This is a genomic window from Hoeflea sp. 108 (assembly GCF_000372965.1).
GTDB lineage: Bacteria > Pseudomonadota > Alphaproteobacteria > Rhizobiales > Rhizobiaceae > Aminobacter.
The window spans coordinates 4,164,052-4,185,010 of record NZ_KB890024.1 but is presented as its reverse complement, the minus strand read 5'-3'; the positions used below and the strand labels follow the sequence as shown (position 1 = coordinate 4,185,010).

Here is a 20,959-nt window from a genome sequence, read left to right as displayed (position 1 = left end):
GGAGACACGCCCGGCGCTCCCCCTATTCCTACAACAGTCCTACAACCCGGCTCGTCGCGACTGTGCCGAGGCGAAATAGGGCTTGCCGCTGTGCCGAAGCCTGCCGCCACGAACGTGCCAGGTCTGAATCCCACGGCGTGACAATCAACTCGAATGAGCCGTCCGCCAGACGGCGAAACATGACAGCCGTGTCGGCATATTCGAATCCGCCCTGTGTAGCGGTCGGCAAATTCATTCGTTCCATACGGTTATTGCCGTGCCATGTCAGACGGCGGTCGTTCCATGCGCGCGCACCGCTGCGAAGAACCGGCTCCCCGATCGTCAAATTGTGGGGATAGTCGTATTGCGTGAACACGAAACCAAAAAACCTGTGACCGCCGCGAGGAAGTTCAAGCTGGTTGCGTGACCCGCCTTGCAGGGCTTCGCCGTGGATCCACATGGCGCTGTAGTTCGCGGGATTAACAGCGCCCGTGTCGATGGCGACCCTGAACAAGGGCAGCGCACCAACATTAATCGGTGCTGGCTGCGCTACGGGCTGCGCTTCCTGTTCTATTTCTGCTGGCGGCGGTTGCGCCTGCCGCAGCGCCGCATACGCCTGTAGCAATTCCTCGGTAAGAGGCGTTGTATCAAAACACGCGCTCGCCAGAGCGGCATCGATTGACGCGCGCGGAACGTCCTGCTGAAGCCACGCGGCCTCCGTGTTCACGCTGAACCCGCGACTGGTGAGGTTGGCGGAACCGATCAGCGCGCTACAGCTCTGCGCGTTCCTGCCGAACGTGTAGAGTTTGGGGTGAAATGCCCGCAGCGGCATCAGTGAGCCCTGGGCAAGCCTTTGTGCCCCCGAGACATGCACTGTCGCATTTCCCGATTCTTGCCAATGCCGCAAGGCTTGCGGCTCCGTGAGGCCGAAGTCGAATGATGTTACTAGCGTCTTCGGCATGGCGGCAAACGCCGCAGGGGTGACAGAATCGGCGAGTGCGTTGAGCAGGATGCTGGCGCCGCCGCGCGTGACATAGGCGGATGCTACGCGCACGTCGGTCGCGCCCCCCGCGATCATATCGACAACGGCGTTGCGAATATTCGCAGGCGTTGCGGCATTCTGTACGATTAGCACGCGTCACCCTTCCTCGATCACATCGGAATCGAGCGTTGCCACCGGTGTCGCGTCCAATACAAGCGCAGCAAGGGTCTCAAGCTGCGGCAACAGCGGCGATGCTTCGAGCAGCGCGCGCAATTTCCGCCGGCGTGCCGGCAAAGCCTTTGCGGGGTCGCCCAAATAAGCGTCTGTCGTGCAATGACCGGCGGCAAGGGCAGCAAGATCCTTTGCCAGACCGGCGATCTTCTTATGATCGTCATTGCCGGGGTCGTAAGCGGGCATCATTCGGTATGGCAGTGTATGGAGATGCCGTTCGCCGAAATCGCCTTTCGGGTTGAACGCGAGGGTGGCGTTGGTCAAGGCCACGCTGTTGAGCATGCCCACCTGGAACCACGCTTCCCGCTCATCCGCGACAACCTTCCAGTAGAGGGTCTGGTCAACGACAACATCCTGCGCCTGCGCGAGCGGAACGCACGCAGCGCATATGATCTTGCCGCCGGCACCGGCCAGTATGAGATAGCCATCGGCACCGAAGACCTGCTTCGACAGCTTGCCCCTCTCATCGACGCGCTCTTGCAGTGATTTCCCTTTTCCGACCCCCTTGAGTTTCTGGTTTATCGCCGCGAAGCGCCGCGCCGTCTGGGTAAATCCCTGACGACGGATTTCAGACTCGTCGAGAATGCTCCACGTACCATCTGGTGCGCGCAGCGCCGGCAGGGCCAGGGGCGCACGATGGACGCCGAGAACAAACGGAAGCAAGTTTTCCGACTGCGCCATACGGAAGATGAAGCGGGGCGCGACATGGCCGGGAAAGCGTTCGGTGGCCATTTCCTTGGCCGACTTGATCGTAAAGCCCCAGGGGGACGTACGCGTCGGCGTATCGACGCGGTATTCCGCACCTGAATCTTGGATGATGTTGACGCACACGGCTGTGCGCGGCATGAGATCGGCCCCTTGCTGCGGCAGCCGTCCTCCGCCACCGGTCGCCGCCGGACTGCCGCCCTTTTCGAGCACCCATGCGCTCCGCGCCGTGCCGATATTGCGGATAGAAAAATCGGCGGTATCCAGTCCCGCGTCTGTCGCGACGAGACCGGCAAAGGCAGATCGTGGAAGCCCGGTCCTGTCCGTCCTCTTATGGCCGATCAGCGCCGCGCCGGGATATTTAAAGGTTCCGGGTGCGACCTGCCACACCTCGGCAATGTCGAACGGCACGGGACGTTCGCTGTTCAGGAATTCATGCTGCCGCAGCCTCTCGTGATGGTTCCCGTTCAGCACCGTACCCGGCACAAGGCAGGCGACGGAGGCATCCGGCGCGAGATAACGGTCGATGGCATGAAGCAGGTGCATCGTTCCCAGCTCAAGATGGAGAAATGACTGCCCCGCTGGCTGGATGCCGTAGAGCTTTGCTCTGCCTTTGAGCAGGTCCCTGTATGGATTATCGGCCAGCCCGCTCATCGCCAGCCACGGCGGATTGGAAACAAGCCCGTTAAAGTGGCCAGTCAAAAGCCCCGGCCTGTATGTGTTCCGCAGGATGAAGGCCCAAATGCCGTTGCGTCCCGCCACGGCCAGTTCGGCCATGCGATGCGCCAGCGGGTAAAGCGCGGCAGAGAGCTGTTTGTGGAGCTCCGGCGACAGGCTGACGCTGAACGCCGCGATGGCGCCGTCGAGAAAGCCGTCCGCGTCCGCCTTGCTGAAACCCGCAACCGTGCCGCGCCGCTGCGCTTCGCGCGCTTCGTCATAGGCCCAGTCAACGATACGGTCGAAAAAGTCGCGATATGCCGGCTGTACCAGCGCCGTCGGCAGCAGAATCGTCGTACCGTCAAGCGATACGGGAATCGTATCGCTCTCGCCAACCAGCGGCACTGAGGCTGAAACCGGCGTGACGGCGAACAGCGAATCCGCATGATAGACGGGGATCACAATCGGTTTCGTCGCCGCCTTGATCTCGACCGACAGGCTGACAACCCATGTGGTCTTGGCCAGGCTGACGGCCAGCGGGTCAATGTCAAAGCCGGTCGCGACATCTTCCAGCTTGTCGATGGTGGAAAAGCCGAAACGCGCCTTTGTGGCCTTGATGATTTCGGCGAGCATCGTGCCGGACCCGCAGCACATATCGACGATGCGCGGGCTCTCGCCCTCAGGAAGGCCATCGAGGCAGCGATCGGCAAGCAGCCGGGCGAGCCAATGCGGCGTCCATTCCTGACCTAGCAGCTTGCGTTGGCTGCGGCGCGCGAGTTGCGCCATAAGGCGGCCAAACAAATCTTCTTCGGGATACCAGCTGAAATCATAGGCGTAGAGGTCACGCTGGAGATCGCGGGCCACAGTCACAAGCCGGTCCATGTAGGCAGGCCCCAAAAGCCAGCCGAAATAATCTTGCTCGACGACATTCTCGAGCTGGAAATTGTGACGGAAGAAGTCGCCGTTGAGAATCGCGCGCAGCTCGTCGTCCGTGCTCAGCAGTGCTTTTCCTGTCAAGACGTTGGCGCTCAGAAGCCGCGCCAGAATGGTCATGTAGGCTTCATCAACATACGCGGTCGTGCGGAAGGCGCTTGTCGGCCTTTCAAGATGATCGACAAACCGGGACCAGAGTTCGGTTGCCAAGCTGGCTGAGGGCTCGGCCTTCCTCCCCTCGTCCACCAGCGCCGACAAAGGCGCGGCACTGCTTTTGTACGCGACCGAGTCCATGCCTAGATCGGAAGCGAGGAATTCAGCGCGCAAAGGCCGAGACTGTTCGCGCGCCAGATGTTTTCGGATGAATGCGCTGAGCCGTTCGGCGGAGACCGCGCCGTCGTCGGCCAGCTTCAGCTCATCAATAACGACCAGCGAAATATCGGCAGCCGTGCAGGCAGACGGATCGACGCCGGGCGTCAGCACGGCATCATAGGCGTACCATTCGACTGTATCGGACAGCACGCCCCGCACCGTCGAGACCGGCATACCGGCGCGTACGAGTCCTGCGGCCTGCTCCTGCACCTGCGCGTATCCGGTATCGCGTTTCACGTTGTTGCGCAGGTCGGATTCATATTCGATCGTGGTTGAACCCACGAGGTTATCGATGAATCGGGAGGCCGCCTTGCCGGAGGCCATGCCGACCTTGGTGTGCGCTTCCGCGCCTTCTGTATAATTGTTGATCCAGTTTTCATGAGCGGTGTCTGGAAACATCAGCCGCAGCCGGCCCTGGAATTCCGCGCGCAGCACCGCCTCGACATGACCCGCGTCGCGCAGCATGCGGCAACGTCCGATGGTTTCACTTATGCGGGCTATATCAGCGGTCATGAAGCGATCCTTTGACGGGCAGCACACACGGCCTGGAGGCGGGTTTCGATATGCTGCGCCGCCGTTTTCAGGTCTTTTTCATTGAGGCGGGGCAGCACCGCGCCCAGCATGAACATGTCGATCTGGTGCTGGGCTGACGGCGCGGATGCCGCCAACTGCTGCCCGAGCGCGTCAAGCGTCTGGCAGTCGCTGTCAGACAATACCGGAACCGGGACCTGACGGATGTGCGTCGCTTCCAGTTTGAGCGCGCCGCCGCCAAGCGGCGTTCCGGCTGATTCCATGGCCGCGCGGCACCAGCTGCTGTTGAACAAGGCGTAGAGCGCGTGACGCGTCCACCGCTTCTGCTCCGGCCACATCGTCGAGAAATTGGCGTCAATCAAGATCGGCGGCTGCGTATTGAGCGCGACCACCGGCGTCCCGTGATTGATCCGCGGCGTAAAGATCGCGGGCAGATGGCGGGGGGTGAAAGCCGGCAGCATGTACCAGAAACGGGGGATATCGCGTCCGTTGGCTGGCTGACGGATATTGGTGCGAACGGCGGATAGATCGGGGATGAAACGCGCGGGTTCTTTCGGGTCCGGTGCAAGGCGGGCTGCCCGCGTGACGAATGCCGCCAATTCGGCGGGCATGACACGGGGAGCGGATTTACCACGCTTGCGGTATGTCTCTGCCGCACGCGTCACCGCGGCCTGGTCTTCCGGCAGAACCCACTGCGACAGATCAAGCGCACGGGTCGGAGGCAAGTGACCGCGCATAAAGGCGGGCATATCGGCTTGCCGATGGAGAACGGGCCGTAACGCTTCCGCAGGAACCTGAAACCGCACATCCTGGAAGCTGTCCGATGCTTCAACGGCAACGGTCTTGCCATCATCGTCGCTGGCAAGCGTCACATAGAAAAATCGGTTGCATCCTGTGCGCAGCCCTTGACTGACACGGATACCTGCCTGTTCGAGCGTCTGGAGATGTGCCGGGGCAGCGCCGGTGGGCAGCATGTCCCGTAACCCTTCCGGCACTGCCGCCGGTCTCGCAGCGCCAGATGAAAAAAGCGGCAGCGTGTCGCGCCGGTCCTCTGCTTTTTGAAACCAGCCCTTGCGCGCCAGCCGCTGTTCCAATGTGCGCCATTCCTCTTGCAGCGCAAACGGACGGCTCTCTACGCCCTGCACCTGTCGGGTCATCGCGATCGCCCAGTCTGCGAAGTGCCGCTCTGGTTCCGGTCCGGGAAAAGCGCCGCCGACAAGAGACGCCCCGTTGGCCGCCTCCGGTGCAACTTGCAGCCAGCAGGCGGATAGCCATGATGTGCGGCCAGCCAGCGGCGCTGCCGCTTCATCCCACGGCAGCCGCCGCGCGACTACAAGGTGCGTGCGTACCAGCGCATCGGAAAACCAGCCGGGCTGCGTATCGGCGACGATGAACTCAAGGCGAAAGAGGCGCAGCAGCAGGTAGCGCACGACATCGGCGTAGTCTCGCGAACGCCATGTGGCGGGAACGACCAATGCCAGGCGGCCCCCCGGCCGCGTCAGCAGGGCGGACAGGAGCCAGGACGGCACCGAGAGATCGGCAAGGCCGGAATACCCTTCAACGAGCGTCTGCCAGAGCGCCCGCTCGTCGCCTGATACGCACGCGTCCACGACAGCGGAAAGGCCCCGGCGCACGTCATCAACGCCCGCGCCATCGCCGTTTTGCGACTGATAGCGCACGTAGGGAGGATTGGTGATGACGAGATCGTAGCCGGGAGTATTCAACGCGGCGACATTTGAAGGATTGAAAGCACTGCCGGTGACGATGCGGGAGCCGGTGACAGCGCCATCTTCCTCCAATGTCGTCGTTCTACGGCCGCAGAAGGTGGCCGTATTCGGATCGAGCTCTATGCCGTCCAACCGGTCGATCTGAAATCCCCGCGTCCGCGCCGTCATCGCGGCAGCGTCGAGCAAGTCGCCGTGACCGGCCATCGGGTCGATCACGGCGCGGCAATCCTGATCGAGCGCAAGATGCGCCAGAAGCGTCCCCAGCGGCAGGCCGGTGAAAAACTGCCCCAGACGTTTCCGCTGGGCCGGAGGCAGGCTTTCCTCAAAGGACCGGGCTGAGGCCCTGATCGCGCCGACAGCGTCAGTCGCCGGCACTACATAAAACTCCCGGCATCGATTGTTCCGCGTACCAGCGGTAGAAGACATCAGCGTCAAGCGGCACTTGCTTGTGACGGCTGAGGAAGTGCGTCACGAGCCGCGAGTAAAGCCTCTGTGCGGTGACTTCGTCCGCGTCATGCGCGGCGGAAGCGGCCCGATGCAGGGCTGTGGCAACCGTCCAGACACAATCGTCCCCTTCGGCTTTCTTGACGGCCTTGCGGCGCGGTCCCAGCAGAAGCACGGGATCACCACGCACGGCCCCCTGCGTCGTGACTTGCTTGAAGCTGCCCTGCTTCTTGTCGAGAACCCCCGCATATTCGACATCAAACCCGGCATCCTGATAAGCGCGTTGCAACGCATTCCACACGTCGGCGGAAGCAGAATGGAATACCATTGTGGCCTTGCCGGATGGCTTTAATATCCGGCGTGCCTCGCTGAATGACCGGGCAAGCAACTCCTGGTATTCGGTGATAGATTTGTCCTGATCGGGACTGACAATGGCCTCGTCCGTCCGGTCAGTGAATCTCTTTAGCCACGCTTCGTTTATGAAGCTGAGTTCCGCGTACGGTATGTTGGCTCCAAAGGGCGGGTCAGTGAACACATAGTCGATGCTTCCGGAAGGCAGTCCGACTTTGCAGCTTGAGCCCTGAACGACTTCGACTTTTCCGCTGCTGCCGTGAATGATCTCAAACGCCTGCGAAATCGTTGTCAGCTTACGCCGCAATCCGGCAAAGAAATTCTTCTCAACCGGCAGGCCGCTAACATAGAGAACGCCGGGCTGCGCGCTGGTGACGACCAAGTCTTTCTGATCGGATTTTGCCACGACGCGCGTCATGATCGTGCCATGTGCCGCGTTGTAGCTCAGCAGCCAGAACCGCAACCCTTCACGGAGTGCCCCGCGATAGGATTCCACGCGGTCCCACATGCGGGCGAAAACGATGAGATTGCGCCGCGTGTAGAAATGATGAACGTGCGTAATCCCCTGATGGTAACCCTTCCGATAGAGGTCGCCCCACGGAATGAGCGCCTGCGGCACGGAAGACGGGATCGGTTCGGCATCTATCCTTTTCAGAAGGGCCAGGTCAGCTGCTGTGGCCGGACGAGACCAGCGCTTTTTCCCGGTTGCACCATACACACGGGCCATCGTTCGTCCGCGCAACGCACGCTTCTCGCCCAGAACGTCGTCGCGCTCCTGAACAGTGACCCGCTGCACCTGATCCATCGGACTCTCATGGCGGCATTTCGGACAAGAGAAGGTCGAAGAAATTTCCGCCGGGTCGAGTGAAACGCATGCGTCCCACAACGCGACGACGCTGTTGCAGCCGGGGCAGCGCAGATCGTCGCTCCAGATCAGATGCCGGATAGAGCCCTTCGCACCAGACGGGTCGCGCGCCTCGTACATCCAGCCGTCTTCGCTCTCAGCGGCGGCCAACACATCTTCGGCGGCCTTCCTGAAGGCAACGGGATTCGGCGGATTGGTCAACGTCCGCCCCACAAACGCGCCGAGCGCGCCCAGTTCGTACAATACGGCATTGCGGGCACCCCACTGTACATTCAAGCCCAACCGGACCGCTTCGGCGCGCAGTTCGTCTGTCGGCCTCTCGCAAAGCAATGCGGCGAGGCCGGTGGTCCCGCTACCCCCAAATCCGTCGAACACGGTGTCGCCGGGTTTTGTGTGGGCGGCGATATAGAGGGCAATGGCTTCCGGCGAGATTTTTGTCGGGTACGGAAAGGCCCCATAAAGGGCCCCGGTGCGCTTTGCGGCCAGCGGTCGCCGATACAGCGCGTCCAGGGACTTTTCCGGCATCGACGGCACGGATCTGCGTGGCCTGGGCTGAATGAATGTCATGCGATCGGACTCCCCCGGCATTTTCATTTGTGTCATGCGCGCTCCGGTGCCGCCGGTCGCCTTTCGGAGGCCGGCCGCCGCAGCGCCCGCGCCGGCTGATGGTGCCGCTGCAGATATTCGTGGATTGCGCGCCGTATGACCCACGAAACGGACACATCATCCTTGTTCGCGAGCGTGTTAAGCGTGTCGTAGTCTCCGGGCGTGACGCTGACGGTGACGCGGGGGCCGAGCTTTTTTGATCGATCACTCATGGCAGACCTGCTAATGTTCCCTTATTGTTCACCCTAGCGGATTGTGAGTCGAATTGCAACAGAGTGCATCACTTTGACTCACCAGAAAAGAGAGCTTTCTGTGTTCTTCCATAAACGTCGAGCTCTTGCCGCAACAAGGTACTGAGAGCTCCAATGCCGCCCGGCGCCCGCTTCGCCGCTTATCGCCGTCATCGAGGCGCTCCGATTCGCTCTGGTCTCGTGCCTCGCGCAGAACAGCTTTCGGGAACGGCAACTCCCGAACGGTTGCCGGCGGTCCACGCGGTGAGCCAGCGGCGTATTTGTCGCTAGGGGTCGCTTGATGGGATTTCCGCTCCGGTGCAGCATAGGTGCGCCGCGACATGCGCAAGACGGTGGTTATGCGAGCGAGGATGCCCGCTACAGGGCTGAAATTGCATTCTTTGTAAAAGGTGCAGCTTCCATATGGAAATTCTTTGGCAGGTGCTGTATAGGAGCGCTCGGCTACCCTCAGGCGCACTGCACGCAGGGGATCAGCACCGTGCGGGTGTGGTGGAACTGGTAGACGCGCCGGATTCAAAATCCGGTTCCGAGAGGAGTGTCGGTTCGATTCCGACCACCCGCACCACCTTTAATCTCAAGGTAAACCGACGGCCAAAAAGTTCGAATCTCACCCGCCTCGCCGGGGTCGACGAAGATGCGAACTATCTCTTTCAGATTCCCGCCGCGACCCCGAAAAACCCGCCCCAGCAGAGGAAGCGCGATCGTGACCGTGCTGAGCGCATGCGTCTGGCGGGCGGTCCGATGCCGTCGCTGCGGGAGAAAGCCTACGCATTCGCCCGCCAGCGTACGATCGTGAGGACATGCGATTTTACCGCCATCGGTATCCCGCGGCACTATCTCGCCTGGATGTGCGAGGAGGGCTGGCTGGTGAGGGAAGGCTACGGCCTCTATCGCGCAGCCGAGCGAGAAGCTGCCTGATGGAAGCTTCGTCCGCGGAAATGTCAGGCCGCGCCGTGTTCGCCGTAGGCCCGAGCGGCTTTGACGACATCGACAATCCGGCCTTCGCGCAACGCATCGATCGGGCGCTGGCCGCCGAGGCGGGCGTCGTCGGTCAGCATGAAGTTGACCCGCATCCAGGGCTCCTCGATCGTGAACGCCTCGACCACGGCGCTCATACCGGGAAGCAGTCCGGTGCCGGTGATCTGGAAGGCGGGATAGGCGCGCTCGCCATCGACATCGAGCCAAAGGAGGGGCTGGGCCTCAAGTTCCTCGGGCGTCAGGCCGATCCGACCTGCGAACTCATCGCGGGACAGAACCCCGCCTTCCATGACGAGCATGCCGCGCTTCATAGCCGAACCGCGGGTGAAGGCCTCAGCCAAGACGGCGGTGTCAGCTATGGTTCCTGCTTGCATAGATGATCCTCCTGACCTCATCGGCCTTTGATCCCGACGAAGCCTACGAAAGAAACGGAGCCAGAGCCAGGATCGTTCATGGGCACGCCGTCGATGTCGCGCAGGTGAGCTTCATCGCGCCTATCATCGTGGATACGGCGCTCGGCGCGATCGACCGTCACATCGGCGAGTTCAAAGTGCTGGTTCACTGCAACCAGGGCCTCTCGCGGTCGCCCTCGATTGCGTTGCTTTATCTACTGAAACACACGGACGCGCTGGGGTCGCAAGATCCCGCTGCCGCACTGTTGGCGTTTCGGAGGCTCTACCCGCCGTACGCACCTGCTCAGGGCATGGCGGACTATGTGCGGCTGAATTGGGCGAAGTATTTGCAGGATGGCTAGCTCACTTTCGGAGCTGTTCCAAAGATGACCTTTCGGGAGCGGGAGCCGCGAGCCTACTTGTGACCGACTCGCGTGGAGTGTCCGCTTCCGGCACTGAACCCAAGTTCCGCTAGTGACTGAGGCCGTGTAAAAACGCTGAGCTACGGCGGGGCGGGTGTGGCGACGAGGCGCAGAGCGCCATCGTCTCAGGCCCTGATCGCTTCCATCAACGGCCTCGTTCCGAGCACCGCCATCACCCGCTTCATGTTGTAGGCCAGGATGTGGAGGCTGATCTCGGTCTTCACGTTAGGCAGGCGCTTCATCAGGAAGTGGGTGTGGCCCATCCAGGCCTTGATGGTGCCGAACGGGTGTTCGACCAGGCTTCGCCGTTCACGCATGGCGCGGGGCCTCAAGTCCATTCGGGTCTGGAGGGCATCGATCACCGCTTCATGCTCCCAGCGGGTGACGCGCCGCTCGATGCTCGGCGTGCACTGGGCCTTCAGGGAGCAGCCGGTGCAACTGGCGCGATCCCAGTACCGATGCAGCGTCATACCCTTCTCAACGGTCGTCATGTGATGCGGCAGCAGCGCCCCGGATGGGCAACGGTAGACGTCCTGGTCGGGCAGATAGACGAAGTCCTGCTTGCCGAAGCGCCCATTCGCCTTTGCGCCTGACGTCAGCGTCTTTGGCACGAAGGGCGTCGCGCCCAGAGCCTCACAGGCCAGGATTTCCTCGCCGGAGAAGTAGCCCCGGTCCGCCAGCACATCGAGCCTCTCCACGCCCATGGCCTCCTTGGCCTGACCCGCCATGTTCGCCAGCTGTTGCTTGTCCGAGCCGGTCATCACCACCTCATGGGCGACGATCAGGTGATGCTCGCCCTCGACGGCGGACTGGACGTTGTAGCCGACGATGCCGCTCCCCCGGCCTGACGTCGCCATGGCGCGGGCGTCGGGATCGGTCAGGGACACCTGGCCGTCGGGTGACGCTTCGACCTCTGCCTCCATGACCTTCAACATTACCATCTGGGCGCGTAGCCGCTCGACCTTCTCGACCAGCCTCACTGACCGTGCCTCCACGCCATCTCCCTCGTGCCGATCGGCCGTATCGAGGTCCTGCAGATAGCTGGCGATGTGCTCGGCGACCTGTTCGATCCGCCGCTTCACCTTGTAGACGGTGAAGTTCTTGTCGCGCGTGTTCACCGCCTTGAACTTGGAGCCGTCGATGGCGACTAGGGCCGCGCCGAACAGGCCAAGCTGGCGGCACAGAACCACGAACTGCGCGCACGCCGCCTGGATCGCAGGGCCATTCTCGCGGCGGAAGTCGGCGATGGTCTTGTGATCCGGCGCCAGCCGCCCCGTCAGCCACATCAGCTCGACGTTGCGCTGCGCCTCACGCTCCAGCCGCCGGCTGGACTGCACCTTGTTCAGGTAGCCGTAGACATAGAGCTTCAGCAGCATTGCCGGGTGATAGGCCGGACGGCCCGTCGCCGCAGGCGTCATGCCCTCGAAGCCCAGGCCCTTCAGATCCAGCTCGTCGACGAAGACATCGACCACCCGGACCGGATTGTCCTCGGCCACATAGTCGTCGAGACACTCGGGAAGCAGCGTCTGCTGCCGGCGGTCTGCACCCTGAATGAAGCGGCTCATACCCACCTCCTAAAGACCTCAGGAGACTACTCTAATTCGCTCGAGCTGGAGGCGTTTTCACACAGCCTCGACTCGTTTCGGACCTTCAGCATGTCAGCTTCGCGTCCGCACGATAAGCTGACATGCCCGGGAGCTTCAGTCTTTTCTGGCGGAGTGCGCATTGCCCATCGGCCATATCCAGGTGTCCAACTCCGATGGCACGCAAACGCTGAAGCGGCAGCGCGACGCGGTGTTCGCGACCAACCTTTCCGGTCGATAACGTCCTGGTCATTTTGCCGAGCTTGCGGATTAGCCGCGAACCACCTGCTCAAGACCAGCCCCGGCGAGCCGGGCGGCGGCGAGCAGGCGATCGAGATCGTGCCCGTTGCGAGCGCTGGCGGACAGGCCGGCCATGACGGTGCTCATATAGTCGGTCACGCGCTCGGCCTGTTCGGGATGGCGCGCGGCGACGAAGCGATGGATCGCCTCCTCCGCCGCCGCAAGGAACGTTCCGGCCGCCTCGCGTGCCTCGCGGTCGGTGCAGCGCACACCCTCGATAACGAGGCACCCCGCCGCGTCCGGATCGGCGGCATAGCGCCGCGCCGCCGCTTCCAGCACCGCGACGAGGCATTCCGCGACCGGGCGATCGGCGTTCAGCAGATCGAACAGCGGGATCGCGCCGGTACCGGCATAGCGATCGAGAATGCGGCTGTAGAGCTCGGCCTTGCTGCCGAAGGCCGCATAGAAGCTGGGCGGGTTTATCCCGATCGCCTGAGTCAGGTGCGCGATGCTGACGGCATCATAGCCACGCGAATGGAACAGCCGCTGGGCGGTCGCGACCGCTTCGTCCGGGTCGAACAGGCGCGGTCTGCCGCGTGCGCGGGATAATTTTGTATGAACCACTACAAATACCTTGACGGGTGTTTCAAGTCGTTTATGTAGCGAGTCGTAAGTTATTGATCAAGGAAAGTCCGATGGGTGTGTTTGAGGCGAAATCCGTTCTCGTGCTGGGTGGCAGTCGGGGGATCGGCGCGGCGATCGTTCGGCGTTTTGTGGCAGATGGCGCGAAGGTGACCTTTACCTATTCCGGTTCGCCTGACGCGGCCCACGCGCTGGCGGCCGAAACGGGCAGCACCGCTGTCGAGACGGACAGCGCGGATCGCGACGCGGTGATCGCGCGCGTGAAGGACAGTGGCGCGCTCGACGTGCTGGTCGTCAATGCCGGAATCGGTGTTTTCGGCGATTCTCTGGAGCAGGATCCGGACGCAATCGACCGGCTGTTCCGGATCAATATCCACGCGCCCTATCATGCCTCGGTCGAGGCCGCGCGCCAGATGCCCCAGGGTGGCCGGATCATCGTCATCGGATCGGTGAACGGCGACCGGATGCCCGTTCCAGGCATGTCCTCCTACGCGCTCAGCAAGTCTGCGCTGCAAGGGATGGCGCGCGGGCTGGCACGCGACTTCGGGTCCCGCGGGATCACGATTAATGTGGTGCAGCCCGGCCCGATCGACACCGACGCCAATCCGGCGGACGGACCGATGAAGGAGCTGCTGCACAGCTTCATGGCGATCAAGCGCCACGGCCGGCCAGAGGAAGTCGCGGGCATGGTGGCGTACCTCGCCGGCCCGGAGGCGGGGTTCGTTACGGGCGCCATGCACACCATCGACGGCGCGTTCGGTGCCTGATCCGACCTCGCCCGCGCCGATGACCACCATCGGCATCATCGGCGCGGGCGAGGTCGGCAGCCAGATTGCCCGCGCCGCCATCGCCAACGGCTATCGGGTTGTCATCGCCAACTCGCGGGGGCCCGAAACCCTGGCCGGGCTGGTCGCGGAGCTCGGGCCGCCTGCCCGCGCCGCGACCGCTGCCGGTGCGGCGGAGGCGGGAGAATTCGTCGTGATCGCGGTCCCGCTCAAGCTGGTCAACGACATGCCCGTGGCGCAACTGGCGAACAAGATCGTGCTCGACACCAACAACTATATGCCGTGGCGCGACGGGCGCTATGCCCTCGTCGATACCGGCGCGAAGACCGAACACGAACTGCGGCAGGACCAGCTGCCAACGTCCAAGGTCGCGAAGGCGTTCACGCATATCCAGGCACCGCGCCTGTTGCTGTCGGCGCGGCCCGCTGGCACGCCGGGGCGGCACGCGCTGTCGGTGTCGAGCGACTATCCCGAAGCGGTGGCGCTGGTCACGCGACTGTACGACCAGTTCGGCTTCGACACGGCGGACAACAGCCCGCTTAGCGAGTCCTGGCGGAGCGCTCCGGGTCAGCCCGCATGGCACGCGCACGACCATCAAACGCGTCCCGCGCTGATTGCGAACCTTGCCAAGGCGACACCGCTCCCACCGAGATAGGGCAGACTGCCTCTGCCCGACCACACCGCCCATGCCTACGAGGTCTTCGCCGTTCTCGCCCGCGCCGGCATCACGTTCATGTCGGCCTGCGCCTGCCGCGGTCGGTATCGCTGAGAGGGCAGCAGCGATCCGCGATCCCGCCGACAAGGCCTACGGTGTTCGACTGAAAGCGGGAGTCTGTGTGAAGAGCGGAATGTCGCCTTTCAGCCAAGTCGGTAATGACCGCTGCTGGCGCGAAGCCGAAATGCGCCGCCGATCGCCTGTCTTTCCACGCCATGGCCACCGATTATGCGACGGGCGCGCTGAAGGGGTGGGCGAGCTCGGTACGTAACGCTATTCTACGCCTGCCTTTGATCGCTCTTGCGGCCCTGCGCTGGCCAAGCCAACAGGATCGCACCGGATCGTAGCGTAGGGAAACATCGCACGCCAGCGCACAGTATCGCGCCATGGCGTAGGAAAAAGCGTGGCTCGCCGGAGTCGGTGAAAATGCGAACTTCGATCTACCGATTCCCCTCAATCATATCCAAAGGCCCGCCGTCAAGATGCGCAAGCGTGATCGACTGAGAGCAGAAAGGATTGTCGCTGCCGGCGGGCCGATGCCGAATCTCCGAGAGCGCGCAGTGATGTTGGCGGAGAAGCTAGGCGAAGTCCGCACCCGTGATTTGACGGAGGTCGGCATTCCTCGGTGCTACTTAACAAGGATGTGCGAGGAAGGACTGTTGATCAAGGTTGGCTACGGGCGTTACCGCGCTGTTCCGCGGCGAGCCGCTTAACCGGAACGCTGCCGACCGTCAGTCCGAAGATGGGCCGAATAGGCGCACCGCGCTGTCGATGATCAGTTGGGGTCGCGGTTGGTGTAGTTGAGAGCAACCCAGGCGTATCCGACAGGGTTGCGGCGGACATGGCCGATTCCGGGGAACGCCGTATGGAGCATGGCAATCAAGGTCTCATTGCGCGCGAACTCGTCGAATGCTTCAGCGCGGAGCCGCATTAGAACTACGAACCATCACCGCTATCGATGACTTGCCGGACAGTCGGGTTCGCTTCAGGGAGCGCCAGTTCCGAAAAGTGCCGTCGGATATGATCCAGCTTGGGATCGATGTAGCGGCGGCAGAAGGGCCTGCTCGGGTCGGTTCGATAGTAGTTTTGGTAACGCTCGTCCGACGCTCTGAAACCTTTAAACGGGAGGACCAGGGTGTGCACCGCCTTGGCAGACGCGCCGGCGAAGCGGACGATCGCCTGTTCGGCCTCCGGCCGCTGGCTCTCTTCAAAGATGTAGATCGCGCTGCGGTACTTGCTGCGAGGCGAGCGGGCCCTGGCAGCGGAATGCGTTCTGAGATGCACCTCGGACAGCGTCGCCAACGGAATAACCGATGGATCGAAGGTGACGATCACCCCTTCTGACCAGGTATCTGCCGGCGCGTCCGACTGGACAAAGCCCTGGTCGACCTGGGCGACGCCGCGCAACGCCTGGAACACGCCTTCTGTGCACCAATGGCATCCCCCTCCAAAGCCGGCCTTCGCCATCATCACCTCCACGCCCAGGCGTCATTCCTGACGTAGGTTTGCCCGGCGAAGCGCTAGCGGCTGATTTCGAAGAGGAACCACGCACGGCGCTCAGCCTCGTCCGTCCAGGCATCGATCAGGCCGGACGTCGCATTATCCTTCGCCTTGTCCGCGACATCCTTTGCGCGGCGAAACGACTCGACCATGTGGAGATTGTCGGCGCGGAGTTCGCCCAGCATGTCCTGCGGCGTCACGAACTCAGCATCATTGTCCTTGATGGTCTGGTGGCGCGCGATATCGCCGATCGACCGAATGGTGGTGTTGCCCGTCTTTCGGGCGCGCTCGGCGATCGCATCGGTGACGGCGAGGATCTCTGCGGCCTGCTCATCAAGAAGCAGGTGATAGTCCCTGAAGTAGGGTCCGGAGACGTGCCAGTGGAAATTTTTTGTCTTCAGGTAAATCGCGTAGCTGTTCGCCAGAATGATCTTCAGAGCGTCGGCGACAGTCATCGCCGCGCATTCGTCAAGATCAGAAGGTGTCGGAAGGGCGGAGGCATTGTTGTTCGTCATCGCTTAGACTTTCTCAATCTGGCTACACGGGATCCAGCACCGATTCCCCCACGGATGGCGATGTATAGAAGATGAATTCATTGCCAGACGAAGTCCAATGGCCGGTGGCTATAGTTTCGATACCTTTGAGCGACATGCGCAGTCTTGGGGGGCCGGGCGTCGCAGGCGGACCGGTCGGCCGGGACCTCCACCTGCCCGTCAGGGGGCCGGTCGGAAATCCAGCACGAACGCGACGACCTTTTCGGCGGACATCTCGCACGGCTTCAGCAATGTTCTATCTGATGTAACGCGATAGAGGTTGAAGCTGACAATGTCGGTCCCGGCCAACTCCCTGGCGAACAGGCTGTTGCGACGTCCGTCACCGGATCGCCGGACAGTCACGCCGAAACGCCGGCCTTCGTAGGCGCCTTCGCTGTATCCCTCGGGAAGCTGCGCGAAGGCGGCATCGAACTCGGCATGCTCCATCTCAATCCAGTCGTCTTGATTCGACAGAAGCCCAAGGGTCCGAGGCCCTCGGCGCCAGTCCGCGGAGAAGGTCCGGGGCGGAGCCCTGTAGCTGACGCGGCCTGGGATGGGCGGAAAAGCCGTCCCGCGGGCGCTTGCACATGGCGCTGAGGCCGCCACCTGTCCGCCTGCTACGCAACCTCCACGCCTTTCCAGAAGGCGATATGATCCCGGATGCCCTCGGCGCCTGGCGTCGGATCTGGATAGGTCCAGGCTGCGTTCACGTTGAGCGCGTCTCCCACACGCACATGGAAGTAGCGCGCGGCGCCCTTGATCGGACAGACAGACGTGTGGGGGCTCATCTCGAGCAGGCCGAAATCGACTGCCGAAGGTGGGAAGTAGTGGTTTCCCTCGACGACGACTGTCTCGTCGCTTGTGGCGATGGTGGTGTCTTTCCAGATAGCTGAGACCAACTGACTCTCCTTTCGTATTCATCAACCGGCACGGGGTTCGTGGGCTGTCTGGCCAAAGCCGCACCCCCTCAGGTGGCAGGCGGCGTGCGCCCGAGAAGTTTGTCGAGCTCGCCTCTGACATCGAGCGCGAAAAGCTCATCGGAGCCACCGACATGCGTGCCGTTGATGAAGATCTGCGGCACGGAGCTTCGACCCGCGACGCTTCCGTCATGGCCTGCCGGTGAACCGGATTTGCCTCTATATCGAGTTCCTTCCATTGCACGCCCTTCTCCTTGAGGAGCGTCTTCGCCCGGCGGCAGAACGGCACCAGTTCGTGGTGTACAGCAGCACATCAGTTGTCATATCGCGTCTCCGACAGTTGGAAGCGGATCGCTGTCATGGCGAACGTCGCGGTCAGCCGCGTTCGAGGAGGGCGACTGTGCCTTGACCGCCGTCGGCGCAGATGCTGACGATTGCCCGCGATCCGGGCGGCATGGCCCAAAGTTCCTTCACCGCCTGGCTGAGGTCGCGCGCGCCTGTAGCGCCGAACGGATGACCTAGGGCGACCGAGCCTCCATTGGGATTGACGCGGTCCCAGTTGAAATCGCCCATAGCCGCCTGGACACCGGCTGTCGCGCGCACCCACTCCCGATCGGTGATGGCCGCGACGTTCGCCAGGACCTGGGCTGCGAAGGCTTCGTGGATTTCCCAGAGTGCGATGTCGGAGAAGCTGAGTTGATGCCGCGCGAGCAGGCGCGGAATGCCATAGGAGGGCGCCATCAGCAGGCCCTCAGTGTGGAGATCGACGGCAGAGATCTCGTAATCGACGAGCCGCGCGTAGGGGGTGCCCGCCGGGAGTCTCGCCACACCGGCTTCGGTAGCGACCCAACACCCGGCGGCTCCATCCGTAATCGGTGAGCTGTTGCCGGCGGTCAGGGTTCCCCTCCCGCTGTCGCGATCGAAGGCGGGCTTGAGTGCGGCCAGCCGTTCGGGCGACGTATCGGCGCGCGGGTTCGCATCGCGCGCCAGCTCAGGCAGCGAAATCACCAGATCGTCGAAGAAGCCACGTTCCCAACCAGCGACTGCCCGCTGGTGGCTCTTGAGCGCCCAATCATCCTGCGCGACGCGCGAGACCCGCCAAGCCTTGGCGGTCTCCTCCATATGATCACCCATCGTCCTTCCGGTGATCCGGTTGGCCCAGCCCTTTGTGGGGAGCACGTAGTCTCGTGGCGTCAGAGACTGGAGGGCGGCAAGCGCGGCGGTCGCATCCTGCGCAAAGAGGTCGGTGAGCCGCTTCGATGCATCGGCCGTCAGGGCGATTGACGGCCGGCTCATGACTTCGGACCCGCCGACCATGGTGAGGTGGGTTCCTCCGCCCAGCATCCCTGCCGCAGCGAAGGTCGCCGTCATGCTGGTCGAGCATGCCAGGACGACGGAGAACGCCGGAACAGCCGGATTGAGCTTGGCATCAAGCCAGGTTTCGCGAGCAATATTGCTCCAGCCCAAATTCGGGATCACGGTTCCCCAGACGAGGAGATCGGGCTCCGCCTGCGCCGCCATCGCCTGTACGACAGGCACGGACAGAGAGATGGCGTCGTACGCCGCCAACGCGCCTCCACCGCGGCCGAAAGGGGTCCGAAGGCCGGCTGCAACGAAGACGGGTTCGGCAAAGCGGCTCATTATGATCTCCAAACTATTTCTGGGCTGCACTTCCGCGACGGCGGAACGCGCAGTCGCTTGGGCCGCTAACCACCGTAGCGCTCGGTTTTGATAATGGTGGGGTCCAGGCCGGCCAGCAGCGCGCCCTCGGTCGCGATGTTGACGAAACCGTTGGACCCGCAAACGAATACTTGTGTGGGCTTTCGGTGAAGCCGGGCCAGAACTTCTTGGACCATCACGCCGTCGATCCGTCGCGCAAAGTCCGATGCGCGGATCGGGTTCTCGCGCGTAATTGCCAGCGCCAAGGCGAATGCCGGATCGCTGCATTCGATGGAATGAAGCTCTTTTGAGAAGAGAACGTCTTCAGCGGTTCGTGCGGACAGGAGCAGCGCTGTCGGCACGACCTGGGCTAGTGCGCGGCGCTGCCGGATCATTGCCATCAACGGCACGAGGCCCGAGCCTGCCCCGATCAACAGCACTGGGTCTATGGCAGGTTCAGGCCATAGGAAATGGCCACCGAGTGGACCACGAAGTTCGATTTCGTCGCCGATCGCTGCGACATCGTGAAAGAACGGCGAAACTTCGCCATCCGGTAGGCGCTCGATAGCGAGCTCGACGATCGGAGACGAGATTGCCGAAGACGCGATCGAGTAACTCCGCATCGCACTGTAGCCACCGGGCGCGGTCAGCCGGACATCGACATGCTGCCCTGCGATGTGCGCGAACGGTTTGCTCAACCGAAGGAAGAAGCTCTTGATACTCGGGGTCTGTTGGACGATTTCGTCGATTACGCATGGCTGCCACGCGATTTGCGCGCCGTTTTCAGTCATTGGTGTATCGTTGCTCGCGCCACGGATCGCCGTAGATGTGATAGCCGCGCAGCTCCCAAAATCCGGCCTCGTCACGCGTTGTGAATTGCAGCGCGTTCACCCATTTGGCGGACTTCCAGAAGTAAAGGTGCGGAACCAGAAGACGCGCCGGCCCTCCATGATCGCGGGGAAGCGGCTTGCCCGCATAGTTGAGGGCGACCATCGCTTTCCCGGAGAGAAGATCCGCCAGCGGGATGTTTGTCGAGTAGTTATCGTAGCAGTGCGCCAAGACGAAATCGGTGGGCCGATCGAGCCCTGCATCTGCAAGGATGTCTTCTACGAGTACGCCCTCCCACGCGGTATCCAGCTTGGACCAGGACGTGACGCAGTGAATGTCTCGGGTCACCTTGGTCTTCGGTAGAGCGTTGAACTCGCTCCAATTCCACACTTTGACCGGCTTCGGACCGATCTTGACGGTGAATTTCCAATCGGAGGGCTCCACGTTCGGCGTTGGCCCGGCCGTCAGAACAGGGAAATTCTCCACGAGATGCTGACCCGGCGGAATCCGATCGGACTGGTCGCCGCCTGGACCGCGGCCTGTGAAACCTCTGGTGACCATAGCGAAACCCCCTTGCTTGTCACGACAGACCAGAACCGGATTCAGTTCAGAATTCTGTAAAAGATCTTTGCGCGCACAACCGCCGAACGAGCCAATTCACTGAAAATCAGAATACCGGATTCTCTATTAGCGTAGAGAAAAGTGTTGGACCATTTTGAGTCGTGGTTATGCGTGAAGACTATAGCGTCAGTCCAGTATGATTTCCCAATACCCTGTAGCTATAGTTTCGATAGCTTCGAATCGGCATCGCAGGCGTATCCCCGTCAGCGGATTTCGAGCGGACGCCGTCGCTTGCCAACGTTGGTGTGAGACCGGCGGGCGAGATCGCCCCTGCCAACGCGACCGCTGAGAGGTCGACTCCTCAACCGCTTGGGCGCTTATCGCCTCCATCCGGATGCTCACCCGCCGAACAGCAATAAACTGCTATCCTCGCTAAACTTTCGAATCCGGCTCGGAGGTATGGAAACTATGTCGCACCGCTATTGGTAATGCTGCGCGCATACCTTCATAGTCTGACACGCGAAATCTTTAAATCCTGAGTATAGTTCGGAAGAAATTTCAATCTGATCG

Annotated in this window: 20 protein-coding genes, 1 tRNA gene and 1 pseudogene; 6 read left to right on the top strand and 16 right to left on the bottom strand. The window is 62.2% G+C overall.

Going from position 1 to position 20,959, the window contains the following annotated elements; all coding sequences use genetic code 11:
• Window positions 1–28 precede the first annotated feature (28 nt).
• Genes B015_RS0120760 through B015_RS32715 form a run of 5 tightly spaced genes read right to left on the bottom strand, consistent with a single transcriptional unit; the run spans window position 29 to window position 8,595 of the window.
• Entirely contained in the window at window positions 29–1,114 is a 1,086-nt protein-coding gene (locus B015_RS0120760) for a phospholipase D family protein (protein ID WP_026227548.1), read from the bottom strand.
• Window positions 1,115–1,117: 3 nt separating this feature from the next.
• Complete coding sequence (locus tag B015_RS31315; RefSeq protein ID WP_157632793.1) at window positions 1,118–4,372, bottom strand: N-6 DNA methylase; 3,255 nt, start codon at window positions 4,370–4,372, stop codon at window positions 1,118–1,120.
• On the bottom strand, window positions 4,369–6,492 hold the full coding sequence (locus tag B015_RS0120750; protein WP_018429651.1) for an N-6 DNA methylase: 2,124 nt from the start codon (window positions 6,490–6,492) through the stop codon (window positions 4,369–4,371). The genes B015_RS31315 and B015_RS0120750 overlap by 4 nt, the downstream gene beginning before the upstream one ends.
• A complete protein-coding gene (locus B015_RS31310; RefSeq protein ID WP_198292868.1) occupies window positions 6,479–8,380 on the bottom strand; it encodes a DNA methyltransferase in 1,902 nt (633 codons plus the stop codon). The genes B015_RS0120750 and B015_RS31310 overlap by 14 nt, the downstream gene beginning before the upstream one ends.
• Window positions 8,377–8,595 (bottom strand): ribbon-helix-helix protein, CopG family, encoded by a 219-nt coding sequence (locus B015_RS32715; protein ID WP_040456343.1) that lies wholly within the window; start codon window positions 8,593–8,595, stop codon window positions 8,377–8,379. Before B015_RS32715 ends, B015_RS31310 begins: the two co-directional genes overlap by 4 nt.
• A 519-nt stretch (window positions 8,596–9,114) precedes the next feature.
• Between B015_RS32715 and B015_RS0120735 the strand changes: the two genes are divergently transcribed.
• Window positions 9,115–9,199 (top strand) — tRNA-Leu (locus B015_RS0120735).
• A 176-nt stretch (window positions 9,200–9,375) separates the two neighbouring features.
• Window positions 9,376–9,552 carry a type IV toxin-antitoxin system AbiEi family antitoxin domain-containing protein gene (locus B015_RS33910; protein ID WP_245262230.1) on the top strand — a complete coding sequence of 59 codons (177 nt, stop codon included), beginning with the start codon at window positions 9,376–9,378 and terminating at the stop codon, window positions 9,550–9,552.
• Window positions 9,553–9,575: 23 nt separating this feature from the next.
• Here the strand turns inward: B015_RS33910 and B015_RS31300 are convergent, their stop codons facing one another.
• A complete protein-coding gene (locus B015_RS31300; protein WP_051091919.1) occupies window positions 9,576–9,986 on the bottom strand; it encodes an Rv2175c family DNA-binding protein in 411 nt (136 codons plus the stop codon).
• A 2-nt stretch (window positions 9,987–9,988) separates the two neighbouring features.
• On the opposite strand from B015_RS31300, the gene B015_RS31295 reads away from it, so the two are divergent.
• Window positions 9,989–10,366: a dual specificity protein phosphatase family protein gene (locus B015_RS31295; RefSeq protein WP_018429648.1), complete on the top strand. Its 378-nt coding sequence runs from the start codon at window positions 9,989–9,991 to the stop codon at window positions 10,364–10,366.
• A gap of 185 nt (window positions 10,367–10,551) precedes the next feature.
• Here B015_RS31295 and B015_RS0120715 read toward each other — a convergent pair whose 3' ends face one another.
• Window positions 10,552–11,991, bottom strand: coding sequence for an IS1182 family transposase (locus B015_RS0120715; RefSeq protein WP_018429647.1), 1,440 nt, complete (start codon window positions 11,989–11,991; stop codon window positions 10,552–10,554).
• A 288-nt stretch (window positions 11,992–12,279) separates the two neighbouring features.
• Complete coding sequence (locus B015_RS0120705; RefSeq protein ID WP_018429645.1) at window positions 12,280–12,873, bottom strand: TetR/AcrR family transcriptional regulator; 594 nt, start codon at window positions 12,871–12,873, stop codon at window positions 12,280–12,282.
• Between the two features lie 71 nt (window positions 12,874–12,944).
• Here B015_RS0120705 and bdcA point away from each other — a divergent pair, with 71 nt between their 5' ends.
• The 3 genes from bdcA to B015_RS34160 all read left to right on the top strand — a co-directional run bounded on the left by bdcA (window position 12,945) and on the right by B015_RS34160 (window position 15,104).
• Window positions 12,945–13,658, top strand: coding sequence for an SDR family oxidoreductase (gene bdcA, locus B015_RS0120700; protein WP_026227545.1), 714 nt, complete (start codon window positions 12,945–12,947; stop codon window positions 13,656–13,658).
• Window positions 13,651–14,331, top strand: coding sequence for an NAD(P)-binding domain-containing protein (locus B015_RS0120695; RefSeq protein ID WP_018429643.1), 681 nt, complete (start codon window positions 13,651–13,653; stop codon window positions 14,329–14,331). Before bdcA ends, B015_RS0120695 begins: the two co-directional genes overlap by 8 nt.
• 542 nt (window positions 14,332–14,873) lie before the next feature.
• Complete coding sequence (locus B015_RS34160) at window positions 14,874–15,104, top strand: type IV toxin-antitoxin system AbiEi family antitoxin domain-containing protein (RefSeq protein ID WP_018429642.1); 231 nt, start codon at window positions 14,874–14,876, stop codon at window positions 15,102–15,104.
• Window positions 15,105–15,327: 223 nt separating this feature from the next.
• On the opposite strand, the gene B015_RS31285 is transcribed toward B015_RS34160, so the two are convergent.
• The 8 genes and pseudogenes from B015_RS31285 to B015_RS0120645 all read right to left on the bottom strand — a co-directional run bounded on the left by B015_RS31285 (window position 15,328) and on the right by B015_RS0120645 (window position 20,389).
• The gene (locus B015_RS31285) at window positions 15,328–15,861 is read right to left on the bottom strand and encodes a peptide-methionine (S)-S-oxide reductase (RefSeq protein ID WP_018429640.1); all 534 of its coding nucleotides are present in this window, start codon (window positions 15,859–15,861) and stop codon (window positions 15,328–15,330) included.
• A gap of 50 nt (window positions 15,862–15,911) precedes the next feature.
• Entirely contained in the window at window positions 15,912–16,406 is a 495-nt protein-coding gene (locus B015_RS0120675; RefSeq protein ID WP_018429639.1) for a DNA starvation/stationary phase protection protein, read from the bottom strand.
• Window positions 16,407–16,604: 198 nt separating this feature from the next.
• Window positions 16,605–16,871 carry a hypothetical protein gene (locus tag B015_RS0120670; RefSeq protein WP_018429638.1) on the bottom strand — a complete coding sequence of 89 codons (267 nt, stop codon included), beginning with the start codon at window positions 16,869–16,871 and terminating at the stop codon, window positions 16,605–16,607.
• A gap of 170 nt (window positions 16,872–17,041) precedes the next feature.
• A complete protein-coding gene (locus B015_RS0120665) occupies window positions 17,042–17,323 on the bottom strand; it encodes a DUF427 domain-containing protein (RefSeq protein ID WP_018429637.1) in 282 nt (93 codons plus the stop codon).
• Window positions 17,324–17,391: 68 nt separating this feature from the next.
• A pseudogene (grxC, locus tag B015_RS31280) lies at window positions 17,392–17,665 on the bottom strand (glutaredoxin 3).
• 51 nt (window positions 17,666–17,716) lie between these two features.
• The gene (locus B015_RS0120655; RefSeq protein ID WP_018429635.1) at window positions 17,717–18,982 is read right to left on the bottom strand and encodes a thiolase family protein; all 1,266 of its coding nucleotides are present in this window, start codon (window positions 18,980–18,982) and stop codon (window positions 17,717–17,719) included.
• 65 nt (window positions 18,983–19,047) lie between these two features.
• Window positions 19,048–19,791 carry a ferredoxin reductase gene (locus tag B015_RS0120650; RefSeq protein WP_018429634.1) on the bottom strand — a complete coding sequence of 248 codons (744 nt, stop codon included), beginning with the start codon at window positions 19,789–19,791 and terminating at the stop codon, window positions 19,048–19,050.
• Window positions 19,784–20,389, bottom strand: a complete 606-nt coding sequence (locus B015_RS0120645) for a sulfite oxidase-like oxidoreductase (RefSeq protein ID WP_018429633.1) — start codon at window positions 20,387–20,389, stop codon at window positions 19,784–19,786. The genes B015_RS0120650 and B015_RS0120645 overlap by 8 nt, the downstream gene beginning before the upstream one ends.
• Between the last annotated feature and the right edge of the window lie 570 nt (window positions 20,390–20,959).